Annotated in this window: 18 protein-coding genes and 1 tRNA gene; 8 read left to right on the top strand and 11 right to left on the bottom strand. The window is 63.5% G+C overall.

Annotated features, from left to right (window positions below):
• Positions 1-381: 381 nt before the first annotated feature.
• Both EJ068_RS10300 and EJ068_RS10295 read right to left on the bottom strand, forming a co-directional pair.
• Positions 382-458, bottom strand: a tRNA-Arg gene (locus tag EJ068_RS10300).
• A gap of 110 nt (positions 459-568) precedes the next feature.
• Positions 569-1,732 carry a M20 aminoacylase family protein gene (locus EJ068_RS10295; RefSeq protein ID WP_127251133.1) on the bottom strand — a complete coding sequence of 388 codons (1,164 nt, stop codon included), beginning with the start codon at positions 1,730-1,732 and terminating at the stop codon, positions 569-571.
• A 221-nt stretch (positions 1,733-1,953) separates the two neighbouring features.
• Here EJ068_RS10295 and EJ068_RS10290 point away from each other — a divergent pair, with 221 nt between their 5' ends.
• Positions 1,954-3,123 (top strand): D-alanyl-D-alanine carboxypeptidase family protein, encoded by a 1,170-nt coding sequence (locus tag EJ068_RS10290; protein ID WP_127251134.1) that lies wholly within the window; start codon positions 1,954-1,956, stop codon positions 3,121-3,123.
• 5 nt (positions 3,124-3,128) lie between these two features.
• On the top strand, positions 3,129-4,265 hold the full coding sequence (locus EJ068_RS10285) for a GTP-binding protein (RefSeq protein WP_127251135.1): 1,137 nt from the start codon (positions 3,129-3,131) through the stop codon (positions 4,263-4,265).
• A gap of 18 nt (positions 4,266-4,283) precedes the next feature.
• Here the strand turns inward: EJ068_RS10285 and EJ068_RS10280 are convergent, their stop codons facing one another.
• The 5 genes from EJ068_RS10280 to EJ068_RS10260 form a co-directional block, all read right to left on the bottom strand.
• A complete protein-coding gene (locus tag EJ068_RS10280) occupies positions 4,284-4,535 on the bottom strand; it encodes a sulfurtransferase TusA family protein (protein ID WP_042643420.1) in 252 nt (83 codons plus the stop codon).
• A 49-nt stretch (positions 4,536-4,584) separates the two neighbouring features.
• The gene (locus tag EJ068_RS10275) at positions 4,585-5,874 is read right to left on the bottom strand and encodes a murein L,D-transpeptidase family protein (protein WP_127251136.1); all 1,290 of its coding nucleotides are present in this window, start codon (positions 5,872-5,874) and stop codon (positions 4,585-4,587) included.
• 223 nt (positions 5,875-6,097) lie between these two features.
• Positions 6,098-7,048, bottom strand: a complete 951-nt coding sequence (locus EJ068_RS10270; protein WP_126064161.1) for an acetyl-CoA carboxylase carboxyltransferase subunit alpha — start codon at positions 7,046-7,048, stop codon at positions 6,098-6,100.
• Between the two features lie 101 nt (positions 7,049-7,149).
• Positions 7,150-8,064, bottom strand: a complete 915-nt coding sequence (locus EJ068_RS10265; protein ID WP_127251138.1) for a site-specific tyrosine recombinase XerD — start codon at positions 8,062-8,064, stop codon at positions 7,150-7,152.
• 13 nt (positions 8,065-8,077) lie between these two features.
• Positions 8,078-8,230: a hypothetical protein gene (locus EJ068_RS10260; RefSeq protein ID WP_042643428.1), complete on the bottom strand. Its 153-nt coding sequence runs from the start codon at positions 8,228-8,230 to the stop codon at positions 8,078-8,080.
• A gap of 190 nt (positions 8,231-8,420) precedes the next feature.
• Between EJ068_RS10260 and EJ068_RS10255 the strand changes: the two genes are divergently transcribed.
• Genes EJ068_RS10255 through EJ068_RS10245 form a run of 3 tightly spaced genes read left to right on the top strand, consistent with a single transcriptional unit; the run spans position 8,421 to position 11,109 of the window.
• Positions 8,421-9,050 (top strand): shikimate kinase, encoded by a 630-nt coding sequence (locus tag EJ068_RS10255; protein ID WP_127251139.1) that lies wholly within the window; start codon positions 8,421-8,423, stop codon positions 9,048-9,050.
• Complete coding sequence (aroB, locus tag EJ068_RS10250) at positions 9,047-10,216, top strand: 3-dehydroquinate synthase (RefSeq protein ID WP_127251140.1); 1,170 nt, start codon at positions 9,047-9,049, stop codon at positions 10,214-10,216. Before EJ068_RS10255 ends, aroB begins: the two co-directional genes overlap by 4 nt.
• Positions 10,213-11,109, top strand: a complete 897-nt coding sequence (locus EJ068_RS10245) for a transporter associated domain-containing protein (RefSeq protein WP_127251141.1) — start codon at positions 10,213-10,215, stop codon at positions 11,107-11,109. The genes aroB and EJ068_RS10245 overlap by 4 nt, the downstream gene beginning before the upstream one ends.
• A 27-nt stretch (positions 11,110-11,136) precedes the next feature.
• On the opposite strand, the gene EJ068_RS10240 is transcribed toward EJ068_RS10245, so the two are convergent.
• From EJ068_RS10240 to EJ068_RS10230, 3 genes are read right to left on the bottom strand one after another with little or no spacing between them, the layout of a single operon-like run.
• Positions 11,137-12,681: a SpoVR family protein gene (locus EJ068_RS10240; protein WP_127251142.1), complete on the bottom strand. Its 1,545-nt coding sequence runs from the start codon at positions 12,679-12,681 to the stop codon at positions 11,137-11,139.
• 12 nt (positions 12,682-12,693) lie between these two features.
• Positions 12,694-14,004, bottom strand: a complete 1,311-nt coding sequence (locus EJ068_RS10235) for a YeaH/YhbH family protein (protein ID WP_127251143.1) — start codon at positions 14,002-14,004, stop codon at positions 12,694-12,696.
• Between the two features lie 19 nt (positions 14,005-14,023).
• Positions 14,024-15,973 (bottom strand): PrkA family serine protein kinase, encoded by a 1,950-nt coding sequence (locus EJ068_RS10230; RefSeq protein ID WP_042643762.1) that lies wholly within the window; start codon positions 15,971-15,973, stop codon positions 14,024-14,026.
• A 293-nt stretch (positions 15,974-16,266) separates the two neighbouring features.
• Here EJ068_RS10230 and EJ068_RS10225 point away from each other — a divergent pair, with 293 nt between their 5' ends.
• Entirely contained in the window at positions 16,267-17,160 is an 894-nt protein-coding gene (locus EJ068_RS10225) for an alpha/beta hydrolase (protein WP_245463392.1), read from the top strand.
• Here EJ068_RS10225 and EJ068_RS10220 read toward each other — a convergent pair.
• Positions 17,072-17,374 (bottom strand): BolA family protein, encoded by a 303-nt coding sequence (locus tag EJ068_RS10220; RefSeq protein WP_127251144.1) that lies wholly within the window; start codon positions 17,372-17,374, stop codon positions 17,072-17,074. The genes EJ068_RS10225 and EJ068_RS10220 overlap by 89 nt on opposite strands.
• A 136-nt stretch (positions 17,375-17,510) precedes the next feature.
• Between EJ068_RS10220 and EJ068_RS10215 the strand changes: the two genes are divergently transcribed.
• Together EJ068_RS10215 and cobS are read left to right on the top strand one after the other, a co-directional pair.
• Positions 17,511-18,134 (top strand): J domain-containing protein, encoded by a 624-nt coding sequence (locus EJ068_RS10215; RefSeq protein WP_127386322.1) that lies wholly within the window; start codon positions 17,511-17,513, stop codon positions 18,132-18,134.
• A 123-nt stretch (positions 18,135-18,257) separates the two neighbouring features.
• The gene (gene cobS / locus EJ068_RS10210; RefSeq protein WP_042643850.1) at positions 18,258-19,244 is read left to right on the top strand and encodes a cobaltochelatase subunit CobS; all 987 of its coding nucleotides are present in this window, start codon (positions 18,258-18,260) and stop codon (positions 19,242-19,244) included.
• Positions 19,245-19,271: the final 27 nt, after the last annotated feature.

The raw sequence follows: 19,271 nt of genomic DNA, 5'->3' as shown, positions 1-19,271 counted from the left end.
GTGAAAACGGGTCCGAGAGAGTCGATTCGGCCTCAGCCTGAAGGTCCCCTTAATAGGACCAGAAATGTCTGGAAGTGGCGGCGCAAGAATGTCCTTCCGGAACCGGAACTGATGACCCAAGTCGGCCGAGACGTCGCGACAGCGTCAAAGGCCGCTTTCGACTAAGCAGATCGCTATTGCCGGAATCGGGTCGACTGCAGAAGGGCCGCTATTGAAGCAACGACAGGCGAGACCTGACGGTCCGGCTTCGGCCCATTTCAGCCGTTCACCGACACCGATAGTAAGGTCGCTCATGGCCTAAAGTTTGCAGGTCTGCATAATTTGCCGTACTTTTCGAGCAAAAATAGTACGGCGACTTCAGAGCCAAGCCATTGAAATTCATGGTGATCCCGACAGGAATCGAACCTGTGACCTACAGATTAGGAATCTGCCGCTCTATCCTACTGAGCTACGGGACCACGCGGCCCGACACATAAACGCTTCGGGCCGGTTCGCCAAGAGGAGTCTGAAAGCCGATCAGGCGGCCGTCTTGCGATAGGCGGCCGCCTCCTCTTGCCAAGCCTGCGCGTCAAGCGGCCAAGGCCGTCTCGGCCAGCTTCACCCAGTAGCTCATGCCGTGCGGGATGACCTCGTCGTTGAAGTCGTAGGCCGGGTGATGCAGGCCGGCCGAGTCGCCGTTGCCGATGAAGATGAAGGCGCCGGGGCGGGCTTCCAGCATATAGGAGAAATCCTCGCCGCCCATCACCGGCTGTATGGCGCGATGGACATGCGCGTCGCCGGCGACGTCGGCGGCGACATCGCTGGCGAAGACCGTCTCTTGCGCATGATTGAAGGTGACGGGGTAGTTGGCGTCGTAATCGACCTCGATGGTGGCGCCGAAGGCGGTCGCGATGCCGGCGCAGATGGCGCGCATGCGCTCTTCCGATTTCTTGGCCACTTCCTTCTTCAGCGTGCGGACCGTGCCGGCGATCTCGGCGCTTTCGGGGATGACGTTATAGGCGTCGCCGGCGTGGAACTTCGTGACCGACACCACCACGGCCTCGACCGGATCGGTGCTGCGCGAGGCGATGGTCTGCAGCGCGCCGACCAGCTGGCTGGCGATGACGATGGGATCGATCGTGCCGTGCGGCATCGCGGCATGGCCGCCGCGGCCCTTGACGGTGATGGTGAACTCGGCCGTCGCGGCCATGATCGGACCGGGCTTGATGGCGAACTGGCCGACCGGCAGGCCCGGCATATTGTGCATGCCGAACACCTTCTCGATATCGAAGCGTTCCATCATGCCGTCCTTGACCATCTCGTTGCCGCCGCCGCCGCCTTCCTCGGCCGGCTGGAAGATCACCGCCACGGTGCCGGCGAAATTGCGCGTCTCGGCAAGATATTTGGCGGCGCCCAAGAGCATCGCGGTATGGCCATCATGGCCGCAGGCATGCATCTTGCCGCGCACGGTCGAGGCCCATGGCTTGCCGGTGATCTCGTCGATCGGCAGCGCGTCCATGTCGGCGCGCAGTCCGATCGTCGGGCCATCGCCCTTGCGGCCGCGGATGATGCCGACGACGCCGGTCTTGCCCAATCCCGTCACCACTTCGTCACAGCCGAAGGCCTTCAGCTTCTCGGTGACGAAGCCGGCAGTCTGGAAGACGTCGAAATTCAGTTCCGGCGTCTGGTGGAGATGTCGTCGCCAGCCGGCGACTTCTTCCTGCATTTGTGCGGCGCGGTTGAGAATCGGCATGATCGGTCCATCTCTCGGTTGATTGGCGGCGGTCCGTTCAGAACCGATGCTCAGCAATTGTGATTGTGTTGAACTTTGCCATTTTGGCGTCACATAGGGTAAATAGCACCGCAACAATGGGGTCCGGGTCGAGGGGCCGGGCCGCATTTATGCTGGCGATGGGTAACGAAATCTTACGGACCCAGTGGCGATTACGGCAAGAGGCGATTTCGGATTTGATCATGCGGCAGAGGCATTTCCTCAACCTGTTGCTGGCGGGCGCGCTGGCGCTTCCGGCGTTTGCCGGCGTTGCGCGCGCCAATCCGGTGGTCCTGTTCGATCTCAAGAGCGGCTCCATTCTGGAGCATCAGGACGCGTTCAAGCGCTGGTATCCGGCCTCGCTCAGCAAGCTGATGACGGCCTATGTCGCCTTCCGCGCCATTCAGGCCGGCGAGGTGGCGCTCGATTCGCCGATCAAGGTGACCAAGCATTCGGCCGGCGAGCCGCCGAGCAAGATGGGCTTCAAGCCCGGCTCGGTGATGCGTCTCGACAATGCGCTGAAGATGATGCTGGTCAAATCGGCCAACGACATCGCCATGGCCGTGGGCGAGAATATCGGCGGGTCGCAGGCGGCCTTCGCCGACCGCATGAACGCCGAGGCGGCCCGGCTCGGCATGGTCGGAACGCATTTCGTCAACCCGAACGGGCTCTATTCGCCGGAACAATACACCACAGCGCGCGACCTCGCCGTGCTGGTGACGGCGCTGCGCAATGATTTTCCACAGTATGCGCCCTGGTTCTCAATCGAAGGCCTTGCCGTCGGCAAGAAGGCGCTCCCGAACTATAATCTGCTCATCGGCCGCTATCCCGGCGCCGACGGCATGAAGACCGGCTTCGTCTGCTCTTCCGGCTTCAACATGATCGGCTCGGCGACGCGCAACGGCCGCACGCTGGTCGCCGTGGTGCTTGGCGAAAAATCGGCGGTCAGCCGCGCCGAGGCGGCGGCAAAGCTGCTCGACCAGGGTTTCGATATGCCGGCGGCGGGTACGACGACGCTGGCCGCTCTCAAGCCCTATGGTGATACGCTGTCGCCCAACGACATGCATGACGAGATCTGCAAGAAGAAGCCGAAGGAAGAGCAATCCGAGGCGGCCCCCGAGGTCGCTGCCAAGGATAAGCCCAAGTCGCCCTATCAGGTGAAGCTCGACCACCCGACGCTGATCGCGGTCGGCCTCGGGGGCGCAACCGGACCGGCGCCCAAGGCATTCGTCGACCAGGCCGATCAGAACTATGCCGATGTGCCGGTGCCGAGCTGGCGGCCCGACAGGCCGGCGCCGGCCGGCGCCGAGCCGGCGGCGACCGGAACGGCAGCCGCCGCGGCGCAAGGCGACCAGCCCGCCAAGGCGAACTAGCCATCATGAAGGGCGGCTTTCCCATCCCCGTCTCCGTTCTCACCGGCTTTCTCGGCGCCGGCAAGACGACGCTGCTCAATCGGCTGCTCAAGGATCCGGCGCTTGCCGATACGGCGGTGATCATCAACGAGTTCGGCGAGGTGGCGGTCGACCACCTTTTGGTCGAGCAGGCATCCGACGGCATCATCCAGCTCTCCGACGGCTGCCTCTGCTGCACGGTGCGCGGCGACCTGGTCGACACGCTTGCCGATCTCGTCGACCGGCTGCAGACCGGCCGCATCGCGAAACTCGCCCGCGTCGTCGTCGAGACGACGGGTCTCGCCGATCCGGCGCCGGTGCTGCAGTCGATCATGGCGCATCCTGCGCTGGTGCAGGCCTTCCGGCTCGACGGCGTCATCACGCTGGTCGACGCCGTCAATAGCGAGGCGACGCTCGACGCCCATGTCGAGGCGGTGAAACAGGCGGCGGTGGCCGATCGCATCGTGCTGACCAAGACGGACCTTGCCGATGCGGCCGAGGTCGAGGCGTTGCTGGCAAGGCTGAAGCAGGTCAATCCGGGCGCCGTCGTGCTCGACGTCAACGAGGCCGGCGCCGCGGCGCTGTTCAATTGCGGGCTTTATGATCCCGAAACCAAGTCCGCCGACGTGCGGCGCTGGCTTGGCGAAGAGGCTGCGCATGATCAAGATCATCACCATGATCAGGATCATCACCAAGATCATCGCCATCATCACCATGACGGCGATCATGATCACCACCATCATGAGCATCGCCACGATAGGCGCGTGCGCACGCACTCGCTCGTCCATGACGGTCCGGTGCCGTACTCGGCGATCGAGATGTTCCTCGACCTTCTGCGCTCGACACATGGCGAGAAGCTGCTGCGCATGAAGGGCGTCATCGAGCTCGCGGAGGATCCGTCGCGACCGCTTGTCATTCACGGCGTGCAGAAGATCCTGCATCCACCGGCAAGGCTGCCGGCCTGGCCCGACGGTCAGCGCGGCACCAGGCTGGTGCTGATCACGCTGGACATGCCGGAAGATTATATCCAGCGCCTGTTCGCGGCCTTCACCAACAAACCGTCGATCGACACGCCGGACCGGGCCGCGCTCGAGTCCAATCCGCTGGCGATTGCAGGGTTATAGCAAAAAAACGACGCCGGCTCAGGCCGCGCTGCCGCGCTCGACCAGGAAACGATGACCGCCAGTGACCGCGGCCGTTTCGACCAATTGGTGGCCGGCATCGGCGCAGAAGGCCGGGATATCGATGACCGCGAGCGGATCGGTGGTTTCCAGCCAAAGCCGGCTGCCCGGCCGCATGGCCGCCAACCGCTTGCGGGCTTTCAGCACCGGCAACGGACAGTTCAGTCCCTTGAGATCGTAGATGGCGGGCGGCTTTGCCCTTTGTTCATGCATGTCGTTATCCCAAAACCGCCTTACACTTTCGGGCGACATGCATTGGGTCTCAGCCGCCGAACATGCCGAGCAGCTTCTTCTTCAGCTTCGACACGGTGCCCTGGTCGGCGTCGGCGGCCTGCTGGGTTTCCTGCGCGGCCGCTGGCTCGACGCCGGCGGTGACGACCGGCTGCTGCGCGGCCTGCTTGGCGGCTTCCTTCTCGGCCAGCGCTTGCGCCTTGGCCTGTTCCTTGGCGGCCTTGGCCGCCTCGATCGCCGCCAGGCGCTGCTCTTCCGCCTTGCGCTTGGCTTCCTTTTCCGCGTCGAGCGCGGCCATCTTGCGGCCGGCCGGCGAATCGATACGGCCCATGCGGGTCGTTTCCGTCACCGAGCCATCCGCATTCATCGACGGCGGCTCGATCGGCACGCGCTCGCCGCGGGCGCGGCGCTTCGACCAGTCAGAGACGATGCTGGCTTCCTTGATGCCGGCAATGGTCGGCTTCGGCGGCGGGTTGCTGGAATTCACCGCCGAATTGAAGGCCGCGTCGTAGCTCTTCTCGTAACTGGCGAAGGCGGTCTTCAGCGAATCCGGCTGCGTCGTCGGGGGGCAGGGGCCAGTCGGGTCGAAGGTCGTGCCTTCCGGCGCGACCTGATTGAAGACGTAGCGCTTCTCGCAGACGTCGACCTTCGGCGGCACCTTGGTGATCTCGAAATTGTCGTATCCGACCTTCAGCATCTTCCAGAACTCGTAGTTCGGGTCGTTGCGGTAGCGCGCCATGTTGGCGGCGGTCATGCGGAAGGGGAAGGCCTGGATCTGGAATTCGGTCTGGCCGCCCTGGAAGGCGTCGCGGCCGAAGGCATAGATCTGCTCGATCTGCGCGTCGGTCATCGAATAGCAGCCGGACGACGAGCAGGCGCCGTGCACCATCAGGTTCTGCCCGGTGCGGCCATTGGCGCGGTCATAGGCGTTGGGGAAGCCGATGTTGAAGGACAGATGGTAATTCGAGCGCGGGTTCATCTGCGACGGGCGCACCGTGTAGAAGCCTTCCGGCGCCTGGCGGTCGCCCTCGGTGTATTTGGGGCCGAGCTTCCCCGACCATTTGCAGATGTCGTAGCTGGCGACGAGATCGTAGCGGCCGTTGGTCTTGGCCTTCCAAATCTCGAGCTTGCCTTCTTCCTTGAAGATGCGCGCCATCACCGAGGAGGTGCGCACCATGCCCTTGGCCTTCATGTCGGCAAGGATCTTGTCCGGCAGCGGCTTGTTGGCCTCCGGCGCGAAATCCTTCATCGACGAATCATTGCAGCCGGCGACGCCGATGGCGGCGATCAGGACTCCGGTGCGGGCAAGCTTGGCAAACATCGGTGCGGCTACGTCTCTTCTCTCGGGCCAACGACTCTCGGCATGGCCGGGCCCGCAGGCTGAACACCAGTGGACCGTAAGCCCGTTAACCTTGAAAATTCCTTACCGCAAGCCTTCGTCACAAATCTGGGCAAACCCCTCACGGCAAATCCCATTGAGCCGAATCCGGCGGCATTTTTGTGGCGAAATTGCTCATCTTGGCCACAGTTGAACGGTTAGCGGGTCAGAGGCTGCGGCCCATCGCCAGATATTTCTCGCGGCGCTGCTCGCGGAAATCGGTGTTGGCGCCGGCAAAGTCCTTCATCGTCCTGGCGATGAGGTCACCGGTGGAGGCAATCACCGTTTCCGGCGCGCGCTGGGCGCCGCCCATCGGCTCGGGAATGATGGCGTCGATGATCTTCATCTCGAGCAGATCCTGCGCCGTGATCTTCATGTTGGTCGCCGCGTCCTTGGAGCGGGTGGTGTCACGCCACAGGATCGAAGCGGCACCCTCCGGCGAGATCACCGAATAGATGGCGTGCTCGAGCATATAGACCCGGTTGGCGGTGGCGATCGCGATGGCCCCGCCGGACCCGCCTTCGCCGATGACCACCGAGATCGACGGCACTTTCAGCGAAAGGCAGGCGGAAGTCGAACGTGCGATCGCTTCGGCCTGGCCGCGCTCCTCAGCGCCGACGCCGGGATAGGCGCCGGCGGTGTCGACCAGCGTCAGAAGCGGGATCTTGAAACGGTCGGCCAGTTCCATGAGGCGCACCGCCTTGCGGTAGCCCTCCGGCCGCACCGAGCCGAAATTGTGCTTGATACGGCTTGCCGTGTCCGAACCCTTTTCCTGACCGATCACCGCCACCGGCTCGCCGCGGAAGCGGGCGAAGCCGCCGACGATCGCCTGGTCGTCGCCGAAATTGCGGTCGCCGGCCAAGGGCGTGAAATCGGTGAACAGCCCTTTGATGTAGTCGACGCAATGCGGGCGGTCGGGATGGCGCGCGACCTGCACCTTCTGCCAGGGGGTGAGCGCCTTGTAGAGGTCGCGCAACGCGTCGCGCGAACGCTTTTCCAGCCGGCTGATCTCTTCGGCGACATCGACCGCCTCGCCGTTCTCGGCAAGCTTCTTCAGTTCGAGGATCTTGAGCTCCAGATCCTGCACCGGCTTTTCGAAGTCGAGGTAGTTGTACATGCTTGCGCGGACCGATCCGTCGGAAGGCGAAATGGCTGGCGGAACCGCTGAAATGCCGGCTCCGGGCGGTGGAACGTCGCCCTCACATAGCGATATGAGGCCTAGTCGGCAAGCGGATGATGATCGTTGACCAGCCGCACCAGCCGCTCCTCCAGCACATGGGTGTAGATCTGCGTGGTCGAGATGTCGGCATGGCCAAGGAGTTGCTGAACGGCTCTGAGATCGGCGCCGTTCTGCAGGAGATGGCTGGCAAAAGCATGGCGAAGCACATGCGGCGAGATTTTCGCCGCAGCTATCCCCGACCGAGCCGCCAAGTCCTTGAGATCGCGGGCGAAAACCTGCCGGGAAAGATGGCCGCTGTCGGAGGAGGCGGGAAACAGGAACGGGCTCTCGGCAAAGGCCGGGCGCTCGGCCCTTGCGGCAAGCCAGGCGCGCATGGCCGTGCGCGCCTTGGCCGACAGCGGCACCATGCGTTCCTTGTCGCCCTTGCCGCGCACCATGAAGAAGCGGTCGTCACGCAGCGCCACCGTCACCGGGAGGCCGACCAGCTCCGACACGCGCAGGCCCGTGGCGTAGAGCACCTCGACCAGCGCGTGCAGGCGCAAGGCGGCCATCCGGTCGCCATCCGGACCAGCTTCGCCGGCTTCCTGCGCCGCCCGGTCGAGCAGGCGGCCGGTCTCGGCCTCGCTCATCGTCTTCGGCAGCGGCCGGCCCTTGCGCGGGCTGTCCAGCGTGCCGGTCGGGTCGTCGCCGCGCAGGCCCTCGGCGTAGAGGAATTTGAAGAACTGGCGGATCGCCGACAATTTGCGCGCCTGCGAGGTCGGCGCGAAGCCACGCGCGGCAATGTCGTCGAGATAGGCGCGGATGTCGGCCGATCCGGCGCCCGCAAGTCCGCCCTTGATCGCTTCGGAAGCGTCCTCGAGATCGCGGCGGTAGGAGGCAAGCGTGTTCTCGGCCGCCCCCCGTTCGGCGCTCATCATTTCGAGGAAGGCTTCGATGCGGGCGGCGCTGTTCATCGGGCCGGGTTTGTCAGTTCTTCTTGGGGTTGAGCTTTTCGGCGGGAATGCGGATGCTCATTTCCGCTTTTTTGGGCTCCACGAACATCGCCAGCGCGAACATCGCGCCATAGGCAATACCCGCAAGAACCGCCAGCGTCACGACGAAGCGAAACAAAGTCGGCATTCAAATTTCGCCCGTCTTGTTGTTCTGCGTTTCCAAAGCCCTGTGCCCTTATGGGACGCCAAACCGGGCAATTCAAGGACGAAGGATTCCGGTCGCCGCAGGTTTTTGCCGGAAAGGCTTCGGACCCGTTCGTGCACCCGCGCTTGACGCAAACAGGCTTTTGATGTCGATACGGCGCAAAGAGGCCCCGATGAACGCTGTGCCACCAAATCCGACGGACGAAGGCTGTGCCGCGCTGGTCGAACGGCTCGGCAGCCGTTCGATCGTCTTCGTCGGGCTGATGGGGGCTGGCAAGACGGCGATCGGCCGCAAGGTGGCGACGATGCTGTCGCTGCCCTTCATGGACAGCGACCAGGAGATCGAAAGCGTCTCGCGCATGACGGTGCCGGAACTGTTCGAGCGCTATGGCGAGCCGGAATTCCGTGCGCTGGAGCAGCGCGTGATCCTGCGCCTGCTGGAAAACGGCCCGCAGGTGCTGTCGACCGGCGGCGGCGCCTTCATGAACGCGCAGACGCGCGAGGCTATATCGGCGCATGGCGTGTCGGTCTGGCTGAAGGCCGATCTGGACCTCTTGATGGAGCGCGTCTCCAAGAAGCAGAACCGGCCGCTGTTGAAGAACCCCGATCCGCGCGCCGTGCTGGAAAAGCTGATGGGCGAGCGTTATCCGGTCTATGCCGCCGCCGACCTGACCGTGCCGACGCGCGACGACCGCAAGGAGATCATCGCCGGCGAAGTCGTCGCGGCGCTCTGCGCCCATCTCGGCGTCGAGGCGATCGCGACGGGCGCTACAGGCGCCACAAATGACGAGGTGCAGCCGTGAGCCATGCCGAACCGGTAAAGGTCGAGGTCGGGCTCGGCGACCGCGCCTATGACATCCTTATCGGTTCCGGATTGCTGGCGCGCTCCGGCGAGGAGGTCGCGCGCCGGCTTCCTGGCACCCGCGCGGCCATCGTCACCGACGAGAACGTCGCCGCCGCGCATCTCGACACGCTGAAGGCGGGATTGGAGAAAGGCGGCATCCAGTCCGCCGTCATCACATTGCCGGCCGGGGAGAAGACCAAGAGCTTCGCCCATCTCGAGGAGGTGGTCGACGGCGTGCTCGCCGCCAAGCTCGAACGCCGCGACGTGGTGATCGCGCTCGGCGGCGGCGTCATCGGCGACCTCGCCGGCTTTGCGTCCGGCATCGTGCGGCGCGGCATGAATTTCGTGCAGATCCCGACCTCGCTCTTGGCGCAGGTCGATTCCTCCGTCGGCGGCAAGACCGGCATCAACAGCCCGCGCGGCAAGAACCTGGTCGGCGTCTTCCACCAGCCCAGGCTGGTGCTCGCCGACACTCAAGTGCTCGACACGCTGCCCGTCCGCGAGTTCCGCGCCGGCTATGCCGAGCTTGCCAAATACGGGCTGATCGATCGCCCGGCCTTCTTCGCCTGGCTGGAACAGAACTGGGGGCAGGTCTTTGCCGGCGGCCCGGCGCGCGTCGAGGCGATCGCCGAGGCCTGCCGCGCCAAGGCCGACGTTGTCGCCCGGGACGAGTTCGAGACCGGCGACCGCGCCCTGCTCAATCTCGGCCACACATTCGGCCATGCGCTGGAAGCCGCCACGCACTATGACGGCGCGCGCCTCGTCCATGGCGAGGGCGTTGCCATCGGCATGGCGCTGGCGCATCGCTTTTCGGCGCGGCTCAACCTGGCGAGCCCGGACGACGCCGAACGCGTCGAGGCGCATCTCAGCGCCGTCGGCCTCCCCTGGCGCATGGCCGATATTCCTGGCGAGTTGCCGGACGCCGAGGCGCTGCTTTCCTTCATCACTCAGGACAAGAAGGTCTCGCGCGGCGCGCTGACCTTCATCTTGACGCGCGGCATCGGCCAGTCGTTCATCGCCAAGGACGTGCCGCACTCGGAAGTGCTTTCCTTCCTCAAGATGAGCCATCCAGCGGCGCTCAAGACGAGCCATCCCGAACGGTCCAAGAGGAGCCGTTCCGGATGATCGACGCCGGCTGGATCGTCGCAGCCGTCCTCGCCGCCATCATGATCGTGGCGCTCCTGTTCCGCGCCCCCTTGCTTGCCGCTTTCGGTTACGCGCTGTGGCCGATAGAGCCGCCGCCGCGATCCGAGCGCAACGGCAAGGATCATGACAGCGACGATTCCCGTCGCGATGGCGAAGCCGGCCGCGAGGAGCGCAACCGGCTCGAGGGCCTCTTCGAGCTTGATGAGCTCGAAGTGTCGGACGTCATGGTCCACCGCACCAATATGCGCTCCGTCAATGCTGACAATGCGCCGGAGGCGGTGGTGCGCGAGATCCTCACGAGTCCGCACACCCGCATGCCGCTGTGGAAGGGCTCGCTCGACAACATCGTCGGCGTCCTGCACGCGAAAGACCTGCTGAGGGCCCTCAACGAGGTCGGCAACGATTTTTCGCGGATCGACGTGATGAAGATCGCGGCGAAGCCCTGGTTCGTGCCGGACACCACCACCTTGCAGGAACAGCTCAACGCCTTCCTGCGGCGCAAGACGCATTTCGCCATCGTCGTCGACGAGTATGGCGAGGTCGAAGGGCTGGTGACGCTGGAAGACATCATCGAGGAGATCGTCGGCGAGATCGCCGACGAGCACGATGTCGACATGCAGGGCGTCAAGAAAGAAGCCGATGGCTCGGTCGTCGTCGACGGCACCGTGCCGATCCGCGACTTGAACCGCGCTCTCGACTGGGACCTGCCCGACGAGGAGGCGACGACGATCGCCGGTCTCGTCATCCATGAGACGCAGTCGATCCCGGAGGAGAAGCAGGCCTTCACCTTCCACGGCAAGCGTTTCGTGGTGATGAAGCGCGACAAGAACCGCATTGCGAGGTTGAGGATCAGGCCCGCCGGGGAGAGCTGACGCGCTCCGCGATTCAAGCCATGTCGCTCAGAGTTCCTTCGTCCAGCGCTCGCTGAGCGTCGCGCCGGTCCCGGCGTCGATTGCCGCCAGGCTGACCTCGTAGCCCCAGAGGTTGCGGATATGGCGCAGGGTTGCGTCGCGGCTCTGGCCCTCGAGCATGATGCCGTCCTTGACCTTGTGCTGCAGCCGCAGATGCCGGTCGCCCAGCAGGTCCACGTCGACCACCTGGATGTCGGGGCGGCTGGCACCGATATCGTAGCTTTGCGCCAGCGCCGACCGTATCCTGGCATAGCCGCGCTCATTGTGGATCGAGGCCACCTCGTAATGCGGCTCGTCGGCGCCGTCGGCCAGCGCGAAGAGCCGCCATTTGCGGATCAGCGCCGGGCTCAGATACTGGCGGATGAAGGATTCGTCGCGGTGGTTGGCCCAGGCGTCGAGCAGGGTGTCGCGCCAGTCGCCGCGGCCGGCGATGTCCGGGAACCAGTCGCGGTCCTCGGCGGTGGGCACGGTCGAGATGCGCTGGATATCCTGCATCATGTCGAGGCCAAGCGCGTAGGGATTGATGCCGGAGTAGCGCGGATCGTCATAGGCCGGCTGGAAGACCACGTTGGAGTGGTTGCGCAGGATCTCGAGCATGGCGCCTTCGCTGATGCGGCCGCGATCGAACAGCGTGTTCATGATCGTGTAGTGCACGAAGGTGGCGCAGCCTTCGTTCATCACCTGGGTTTGCCGCTGCGGGTAGAAATATTGCGCGATGACGCGCACGATCCTGACGATCTCGCGTTGCCAGGGCTCAAGGACGAGGCTGTTCTTCTCGAGGAAATAGAGCAGGTTCTCCTCCGGCAGCTTGAGCGATTTCTTCCGCTCGGCAAGCATTTCGTCCCCCGCTTCCGGCTTGCTCTTTCCCTGCGAGGGCGGCAGCGTTCGCCACAGATCGTTGAAGGAGCGCTCCTCGTATTCGAGACGTTCGCGCAGCCCCTCGCGCTGCTGCTCGGACGACAGTTTCGGCGGCCGATGGTAGCGGAACACGCCCTGCTCCATCAGCGCGTGCGCGGAATCCAGGATCGCTTCCACGGCCGCCAGGCCATGCCGTTCCTCGCATCGGGCGATGTAGCCCTTGGCAAAATCCAGATAACTCAGAATGCCGCCGGCATCGGTCCATTGCCGGAAGAGATGATTGTTCTTGAAGAAATGGTTGTGCCCGAGCGCGGCATGCGCGGTCACCAGGGCCTGCAGGGCCATGGTGTTCTCTTCCATCAGATAGACGATGCAGGGGTTGGAGTTGATGACCAGCTCATAGGCCAGGCCGCGTGCGCCCTTGCGGTAGAGAAACTCGTCGTAGAGGAAACGCTTGCCGAACGACCAATGCCGGTACATCAGCGGCATGCCGACCGAGGAATAGGCGTCGAGCATCTGCTCGGAAGAGATGACCTCCATCTGCACAGGATAGATGTCGAGGCCCAGCTCTTCGGTCCCGAGCGCCTCGATCTCGTCATAGACGCGGGACAGCTTCGCAAAATTCCAGTCCGAGCCGGAAAACAGCAGTTCGGATTTGCCCGCCTGACTGACCATTGCAGAAGCCCCTCAAGCGCTCTTGCGCAGGGCGGGTTGCCTGGCGAAGAGCTCGCGGAAGACCGGGTAGATGTCGGCCGGCGCGGCAATGCGCCTCATCTGGAAGTTCGGCCATTTGCCGTCGACGGCGTTGTAGGCGCGCCAGAGCGACGTGCCGTTCTCGGTCGAGCCGAAGATATGACTTTCCCGCTCGTCGATGATCTCCACATAGGCGAAATACTGGCAAAGCCGCATGAGCTTGCGGTCGAGCAGTTCGATGCAGCGCTCGGAGTCGGTGGCGAAGTTGTCGCCGTCTGAGGCCTGGGCGGCGTAGATGTTCCACTCGGCGACCGGATAGCGTTCTTCGATGATGCGGTGCATTTCCTCGAGCGCGGTGGAGACGACAGTGCCGCCGCTTTCGGTGTGGTAGAAGAACGTCTGCTCGTCTACCTCCTTGGCTTGGTGGGTATGGCGGATGAAGACGACCTCGATGCGGTCGTAGCGGCGCGTCAGGAAGAGATGCAGCAGCACGAAGAAGCGTTTGGCCAGGTCCTTCTCGCGCTCTCCCATCGAGCCTGAGACGTCCATCAGGCAGAACATGACCGCGTTCGCATTGGGCACGGGCTGGGGATCGAAGCGGTTGAACCGGATGTCGACCGGGTCGACATAGGCAATCCGCCTGCGCCGGCCCTCGAGCCGCTCAAGCTCTTCGCGCAGCGCCGTGATGCCTTCGCGCACAGCAGCGCTTGCCGGCTTCGCTTCCAGCTCGGCGATCTGCCTGGCGATTTCGTCCAGCTCGGCCTGCTTGGGGCGCCTCAGCGCGATGCGGCGGCCGTGGCTGTTGCGCATCGTGCGTCCGACATTGATGTTGGTCGGCGCTCCGCTTGCGGCGAAGCCTGCCCGCCTCGGCTTGAAGCTCAGTATCTGCTTGAGGTTGAGCTTGACCAGATCCGGCAGTTCGAGGTCCTCGAAGAAAAGGTCGAGCACCTCCTCGCGCGACAGCACGAAGCGGAAGTCGTCTTCGGATTCCGTGGTCCCCGGAGCCGATCCGTAGCCTCCGCCGCCGCCAGGCTTGTCGATGAGATCGCCAGGGCTGAACGTCTTGTTGCCGGGCAGGATGTGCTGGCGCCGGCCGCTTTGCTTGTCGTCGCCGAAGCTCGGTTCGTCGGTGCCCTTGCGCGGCATCGGCACGGCGTGTTCGCGGTCGAGGTCGGCGATGCCGCCGGTGCGGACCTTGTCGCGGATGCTGCGCTTGAGATCCTCGCGGGCGCGCCTGAGGAAGCGCTGGCGATTGCCAAGGCTCTTGTCTTTCGGGTTCAGACGGCGGTCGATGAAGATCGGCATGGCACCGTTCGGGCGTCCCTCAACCCGCCTTGTTCACGCGCATGTACCAGTCGACCAATCGGCGCACCTGCCGCTGGGTATAGCCGCGCTCCACCATGCGCTGCACGAATTCATTGTGCCGCTTCTCCGTGACGCTGTCCTGCTTGGAACCGAAGCTGATCACCGGCAACAGGTCCTCGACCTGGCCGAACATGCGCTTCTCGATAACCTCGCGAAGCTTTTCATAACTCGTCCAGGAAGGATTGCGGCCATGGTTGCGCGCCCGGGCGCGCAAGGTGAATTTGACCACTTCGTTGCGGAAGTCCTTGGGGTTGGCGATGCCGGCCGGCTTTTCGACCTGCGACAACTCCTTTTCCAGAACCTCGCGGTTGAGGATCTGGCCGGTGTCGGGGTCCTTGTAGTCCTGATCCTCGATCCAGGCATCGGCATAAGCGATGTAGCGGTCGAAGAGGTTCTGGCCATACTCGCTGTAGGATTCCAGATAGGCTTTCTGGATCTCGTGGCCGATGAACTCGGCATAGCGGCTGGCGAGTTCCGACTTGATGAACTCGAGATAGGCAGCCTCCGTTTCCTTCGGGAATTGCTCGCGCTTGATGGCCTCTTCGAGGATGTACATCAGGTGCACGGGATCGGCGGCCACTTCCTTGGTGTCGTAGTTGAAGGTCTGCGACAGGATCTTGAAGGCGAAACGCGTGCTGACCCCGGTCATGCCCTCGTCGACGCCGGCGGCATCGCGATATTCCTGGACGGACTTCGCCTTCGGGTCGATCTCCTTGAGGTTCTCGCCGTCATAGGCGCGCATCTTGGTGTAGAGCGGCGAGTTCTCGTGCTCGGCAAGGCGGGTCGAGACGGTGAAGCGGCTGAGGATGTCCAGCACCTCGGGCGCGCAAGGACTGTTCGCCAGCTCGCTTTCGCGCAGCAGCTTCTCGTAGATCTGCCGCTCCTCTGTGATGCGCAGGCAATAGGGCACCTTGACCACGAGGATGCGGTCGAGGAACGCCTCATTGTTCTTGTTGTTCTTGAACTGCTGCCATTCCGATTCATTGGAATGGGCGACGACGATGCCCTGATAGGGGAAGGCGCCGAAATTCTCGGTGCCGTTGTAGCTGCCTTCCTGGGTGGCGGTCAGCAGCGGGTGCAGGACCTTGATCGGCGCCTTGAACATCTCGACGAATTCGAGCAGGCCTTGCGTCGTCCGGTTCAGGCCGCCGCTGTAGGAATAAGCGTCCGGGTCGGACTGGCTGAAGTGCTCCAACTGCCTGATGTCGACCTTGCCGACCAGCGCCGAGACATCCTGATTGTTCTCGTCGCCGGGCTCGGTCTTGGCGATGGAGATCTGGCGCAGCCGCGACGGCATCAGCTTGACGACGCTGAATTTCGAGATGTCGCCCTTCAGCTCATCCAGGCGCTTGGCCGCCCAGGGCGAGATCAGTCCGTTCAGGCGGCGGCGGGCGATGCCGTATTTGTCCTCCAGCAGATCGCCCATCCGGTCGGGATGAAAGAGGCCGAGCGGCGATTCGAAGATCGGGCTGATCTGGTTGCCGACCTTGAGCGTGTAGATCGGCCGCTCTTCCATCAGCTTCTTCAGCCGTTCGGCTAGCGAGGATTTGCCGCCGCCGACCGGGCCGAGAAGATAGAGGATCTGCTTGCGCTCCTCGAGGCCTTGCGAGGCGTAGCGGAAATATCCGGCGATGCGCTCGATCGTATCCTCCATTCCGTAGAAGTCGGAAAAGGAAGGATAGATCTTGATGGTGCGGTTGGAGAAAATGCGGCCGAGCCGCTCGTCCTTGCTGGTGTCGACCAGATTCGGCTCGCCGATCGCCTCGACCATGCGCTCCGGCGCCGAGGCGTACATGGATTTGTCCTCGCGGCAGGCCAGCAGATATTGCTGAAGGCTGATCTCTTCCTGTGCCGCATTGGAATAGATCTCCGAAAACAGATCGAAGACGTCGGATTGGTTCTCGCGCATGATGCTTTGCCTCGGAGCCGATAGGCTGCCAATCGGCTCATCGCTTCATCAACCACCGGAAAGCATTGTGGTTCCCTTCACGTGAAGGAAGAGCGCACAATGCACCCCGACATTAGCCTTCGGGACACCCCGATTCGGCCTTAAATGCTCGCCTATGAACATACGTGGTGATTGCCAGCGGACGGTCAAGGAGTGGATTTGGTTTCGCACCGAAAGTTGTCATTTTTGGTTCGTAAACGAGGCGTGTGGCGAGCATCCGTGCCCGCCGCGACACAATCTGGCCGGAGATGGCGATGATCGATCGACGCAGCTTCATCGTGGCAGCCCTGGCGGCGCTGTTGCCGCCGGGTGCGTCAGCCGCTGGGCGTCCGGGCCAGCCGGAACCGCAAACCCTCGATTACGGTCCGGCCAAGCTCGACATCTACGCGCCGGCCGGCGCGAAGAACCTGCCGGTGGTCTTCTTCGTCCATGGCGGCGCTTGGCGGTTCGGCAAGCGCAGCCAGGTCGGCTCAAAGCCGGACTTCCTGCTCGCCAATGGCTTCTTGTTCGTCTCGATCGACTACCGCATGCTGCCGGAAGCGGATGTCGCCACCCAGGCCGGCGATGTCGAAAAGGCCTATGCCTATGTGCGCGCGAACATCGCCCGATATGGCGGCGATCCGGACCGCATCGTCGGCATGGGCCATTCGGCCGGCTGCCATCTGGTTGCGCTGACCGGCATGCGCGGAGGGTTGCCGGGCGTCGCCGCGCTGATCCTGGACGACACAAGGGCCTACGATCTTGCCGCGCTTTCGAGGTATGGCGGCATGGTGCGCGCCTATGCGCGTGTCTTCTCCGACCCGAAACAATGGGCGGCGCTGTCGCCGTCGAGCTATGTCGACGGCAGGAAGCATCCGCCGACCTTCATCGCCTATTCGCGCGCGCCCGGGCGAGGCGAGGAGTCGAAAGTTCGCCGAGCGCCTGCGCGCCACTGGCACCGAGGTCACGCTGTTCGACGGCAGCGCCTATACGCATATGTCGATCAATGGCGATTTCGGCGAGGCTGGCGACGCCTTGACCGCGGCGGTGCTGGCCTTCCTGAAGGCGACGGTGGCCTGATTACCAGCGCGTCTTCTCGCCGGGTGCGGCCGGCTCGATCGCCAGCGCGTGCACGCCTGCCTTCAGTTCGTCGGCAAGCAGTTGGTTGACGGCGCGGTGGCGGTCGATGCGGCTCATACCGGCAAAACTCGGCGAGACAATGCGGACGCGGAAATGTGTCTCGCCGGTGCCGTCGAACGTCGCGTGATGGCCGGACTCGATATGGTGATGGCCTGCATGAAGGTGGCTTTCATTGATGACGGCGAGCCGTTCGGGCGAAAATGCCGCTTTCAGCTTGTCTTCCATCTTGGCCTGTATGGACATCAGGGCTTCCCTTCACCACATATGCGGCACAGCCGCAAAATCTTGTATTTCGACCGCTTTTAAGCCGCGATTCAGCGGTTAGGGCGATCATCGGCGAAATGTCAATTCTTGTTTCGCACATGCGAACAGCCCATAAATGGGTGAGATGAAAGCGTATCCCAAATATTTCGAGAAGATCCGGATCCGGCCGGAGAAGGATGCGGAGCTGAAGTCGCGCGCGCCGGTCTGCCAGTGGGACGGCTGCAACGAGGCCGGCACGCACCGGGCGCCGGTCGGGCGGCTCAAGGAGGGCGAGTATTTCCGCTTCTGCTTCGATCATGTGCGCGAATACAACAAGGGCTTCAACTACTTCTCCGGCGTGTCGGACAGCGAGATCGCCCGCTTCCAGAAAGAGGCGCTGACCGGCCACAGGCCGACCTGGCGCATGGGCGCCAATGGCGGCGGGACGCGCTCGGCGCCGGATTTCGCGCAGCAGCGCTCGGGGCGCGCCGGCTACTACAACCGCATGCGCGATCCGTTCAATCTGTTCAGCGGCGGAGCGCGGGAGCCGCGCGAACGCAAGGCCAAGCCGCTTGAGGCCAAGGCGCTGGAAACGCTTGGTCTTGATACAAAGGCGACTGGTCAGGACATCAAGGCGCGTTATAAGGAACTGGTTAAGCGCCACCATCCGGATGCGAATGGCGGCGACAGAGGTTCGGAAGACCGGTTCCGCGATGTGCTGCAGGCCTATCGCGTGCTCAAGCAGGCAGGATTGTGCTGAGCGGCCCTTCGGTCCCAAGTCTTTTCCAACTTTCATAAGGTTGGAAAAGGCTCTAAGACCGCCCCCGGACAAAATCGATTGCCGGCGAAACGCGGCGTTTCGCCCGTGGAGACGTTGATAGAGATGAACAAGGTCGATCGCGACATCGCCAACCTGCCCGACACGACGGTGTCGGTGAAGGAGAAATTCGGTTTCGACTCCAAGATGGTCGTTCCCGCCTATTCGGCGGCGACAGAGCATGTCCCGGACATCGACCCGGATTATCTGTTCGACAAGGCGACGACATTGGCGATCCTCGCCGGCTTTGCCTACAACCGCCGCGTGATGGTGTCGGGCTATCACGGCACCGGCAAGTCGACGCATATCGAGCAGGTCGCGGCGCGGCTCAACTGGCCTTGCGTGCGCGTCAACCTCGACAGCCATGTCAGCCGTATCGACCTCGTCGGCAAGGACGCCATCGTCGTCAAGGAAGGCCTGCAGGTCACCGAGTTCCGTGACGGCATCCTGCCCTGGGCCTATCAGCATAATGTGGCGCTGTGCTTCGACGAGTATGATGCCGGCCGGCCGGACGTGATGTTCGTCATCCAGCGCGTGCTGGAATCCTCGGGCCGGCTCACGCTGCTCGACCAGAGCCGCGTCATCCGCCCGCATCCGGCTTTCCGGCTGTTTGCCACCGCCAACACGGTCGGCCTCGGCGACACCACCGGCCTCTATCACGGCACGCAGCAGATCAACCAAGCGCAGATGGACCGCTGGTCGATCGTCACCACGCTCAACTACCTGCCGCACGACAATGAAGTGAACATCGTGCTGGCCAAGGCCAAGCACTATCGCGACAACAAGGGCAGGGACATCGTCAACAAGATGGTGCGCGTCGCCGACATGACGCGCTCGGCCTTCATCAACGGCGACCTGTCGACCGTGATGAGCCCGCGCACCGTCATCACCTGGGCCGAGAATGCCGAGATCTTCGGCGATATCGGCATGGCGTTCCGGCTGACCTTCCTCAACAAATGCGACGAGCTGGAGCGTTCAGTGGTGGCCGAGTTCTACCAGCGCGCCTTCGGCGAGGATCTGCCGGAGAGCGCCGCCAACGTGGTGCTGGGCTAGGCGCAGCTGAATGGCCTCCGGCCGTTC

Source organism: Mesorhizobium sp. M2A.F.Ca.ET.043.02.1.1, assembly GCF_003952405.1.
Classification (GTDB): domain Bacteria; phylum Pseudomonadota; class Alphaproteobacteria; order Rhizobiales; family Rhizobiaceae; genus Mesorhizobium.
Note: the sequence above shows the minus strand (reverse complement) of the source record. Positions and strands in the feature narration are given on the sequence as shown.

What these genes read in the sequence shown, in the direction of transcription:
- EJ068_RS10295 (WP_127251133.1), bottom strand. Translation starts at nt 1,732, where the DNA reads ATGCCGATTCTCAACCGCGCCGCACAAATGCAGGAAGAAGTCGCCGGC.
- EJ068_RS10290 (WP_127251134.1), top strand. Translation starts at nt 1,954, where the DNA reads ATGCGGCAGAGGCATTTCCTCAACCTGTTGCTGGCGGGCGCGCTGGCG.
- EJ068_RS10285 (WP_127251135.1), top strand. Translation starts at nt 3,129, where the DNA reads ATGAAGGGCGGCTTTCCCATCCCCGTCTCCGTTCTCACCGGCTTTCTC.
- EJ068_RS10280 (WP_042643420.1), bottom strand. Translation starts at nt 4,535, where the DNA reads ATGCATGAACAAAGGGCAAAGCCGCCCGCCATCTACGATCTCAAGGGA.
- EJ068_RS10275 (WP_127251136.1), bottom strand. Translation starts at nt 5,874, where the DNA reads ATGTTTGCCAAGCTTGCCCGCACCGGAGTCCTGATCGCCGCCATCGGC.
- EJ068_RS10270 (WP_126064161.1), bottom strand. Translation starts at nt 7,048, where the DNA reads ATGTACAACTACCTCGACTTCGAAAAGCCGGTGCAGGATCTGGAGCTC.
- EJ068_RS10265 (WP_127251138.1), bottom strand. Translation starts at nt 8,064, where the DNA reads ATGAACAGCGCCGCCCGCATCGAAGCCTTCCTCGAAATGATGAGCGCC.
- EJ068_RS10260 (WP_042643428.1), bottom strand. Translation starts at nt 8,230, where the DNA reads ATGCCGACTTTGTTTCGCTTCGTCGTGACGCTGGCGGTTCTTGCGGGT.
- EJ068_RS10255 (WP_127251139.1), top strand. Translation starts at nt 8,421, where the DNA reads ATGAACGCTGTGCCACCAAATCCGACGGACGAAGGCTGTGCCGCGCTG.
- EJ068_RS10245 (WP_127251141.1), top strand. Translation starts at nt 10,213, where the DNA reads ATGATCGACGCCGGCTGGATCGTCGCAGCCGTCCTCGCCGCCATCATG.
- EJ068_RS10240 (WP_127251142.1), bottom strand. Translation starts at nt 12,681, where the DNA reads ATGGTCAGTCAGGCGGGCAAATCCGAACTGCTGTTTTCCGGCTCGGAC.
- EJ068_RS10235 (WP_127251143.1), bottom strand. Translation starts at nt 14,004, where the DNA reads ATGCCGATCTTCATCGACCGCCGTCTGAACCCGAAAGACAAGAGCCTT.
- EJ068_RS10230 (WP_042643762.1), bottom strand. Translation starts at nt 15,973, where the DNA reads ATGCGCGAGAACCAATCCGACGTCTTCGATCTGTTTTCGGAGATCTAT.
- EJ068_RS10225 (WP_245463392.1), top strand. Translation starts at nt 16,267, where the DNA reads ATGATCGATCGACGCAGCTTCATCGTGGCAGCCCTGGCGGCGCTGTTG.
- EJ068_RS10220 (WP_127251144.1), bottom strand. Translation starts at nt 17,374, where the DNA reads ATGTCCATACAGGCCAAGATGGAAGACAAGCTGAAAGCGGCATTTTCG.
- EJ068_RS10215 (WP_127386322.1), top strand. Translation starts at nt 17,511, where the DNA reads ATGGGTGAGATGAAAGCGTATCCCAAATATTTCGAGAAGATCCGGATC.
- cobS (WP_042643850.1), top strand. Translation starts at nt 18,258, where the DNA reads ATGAACAAGGTCGATCGCGACATCGCCAACCTGCCCGACACGACGGTG.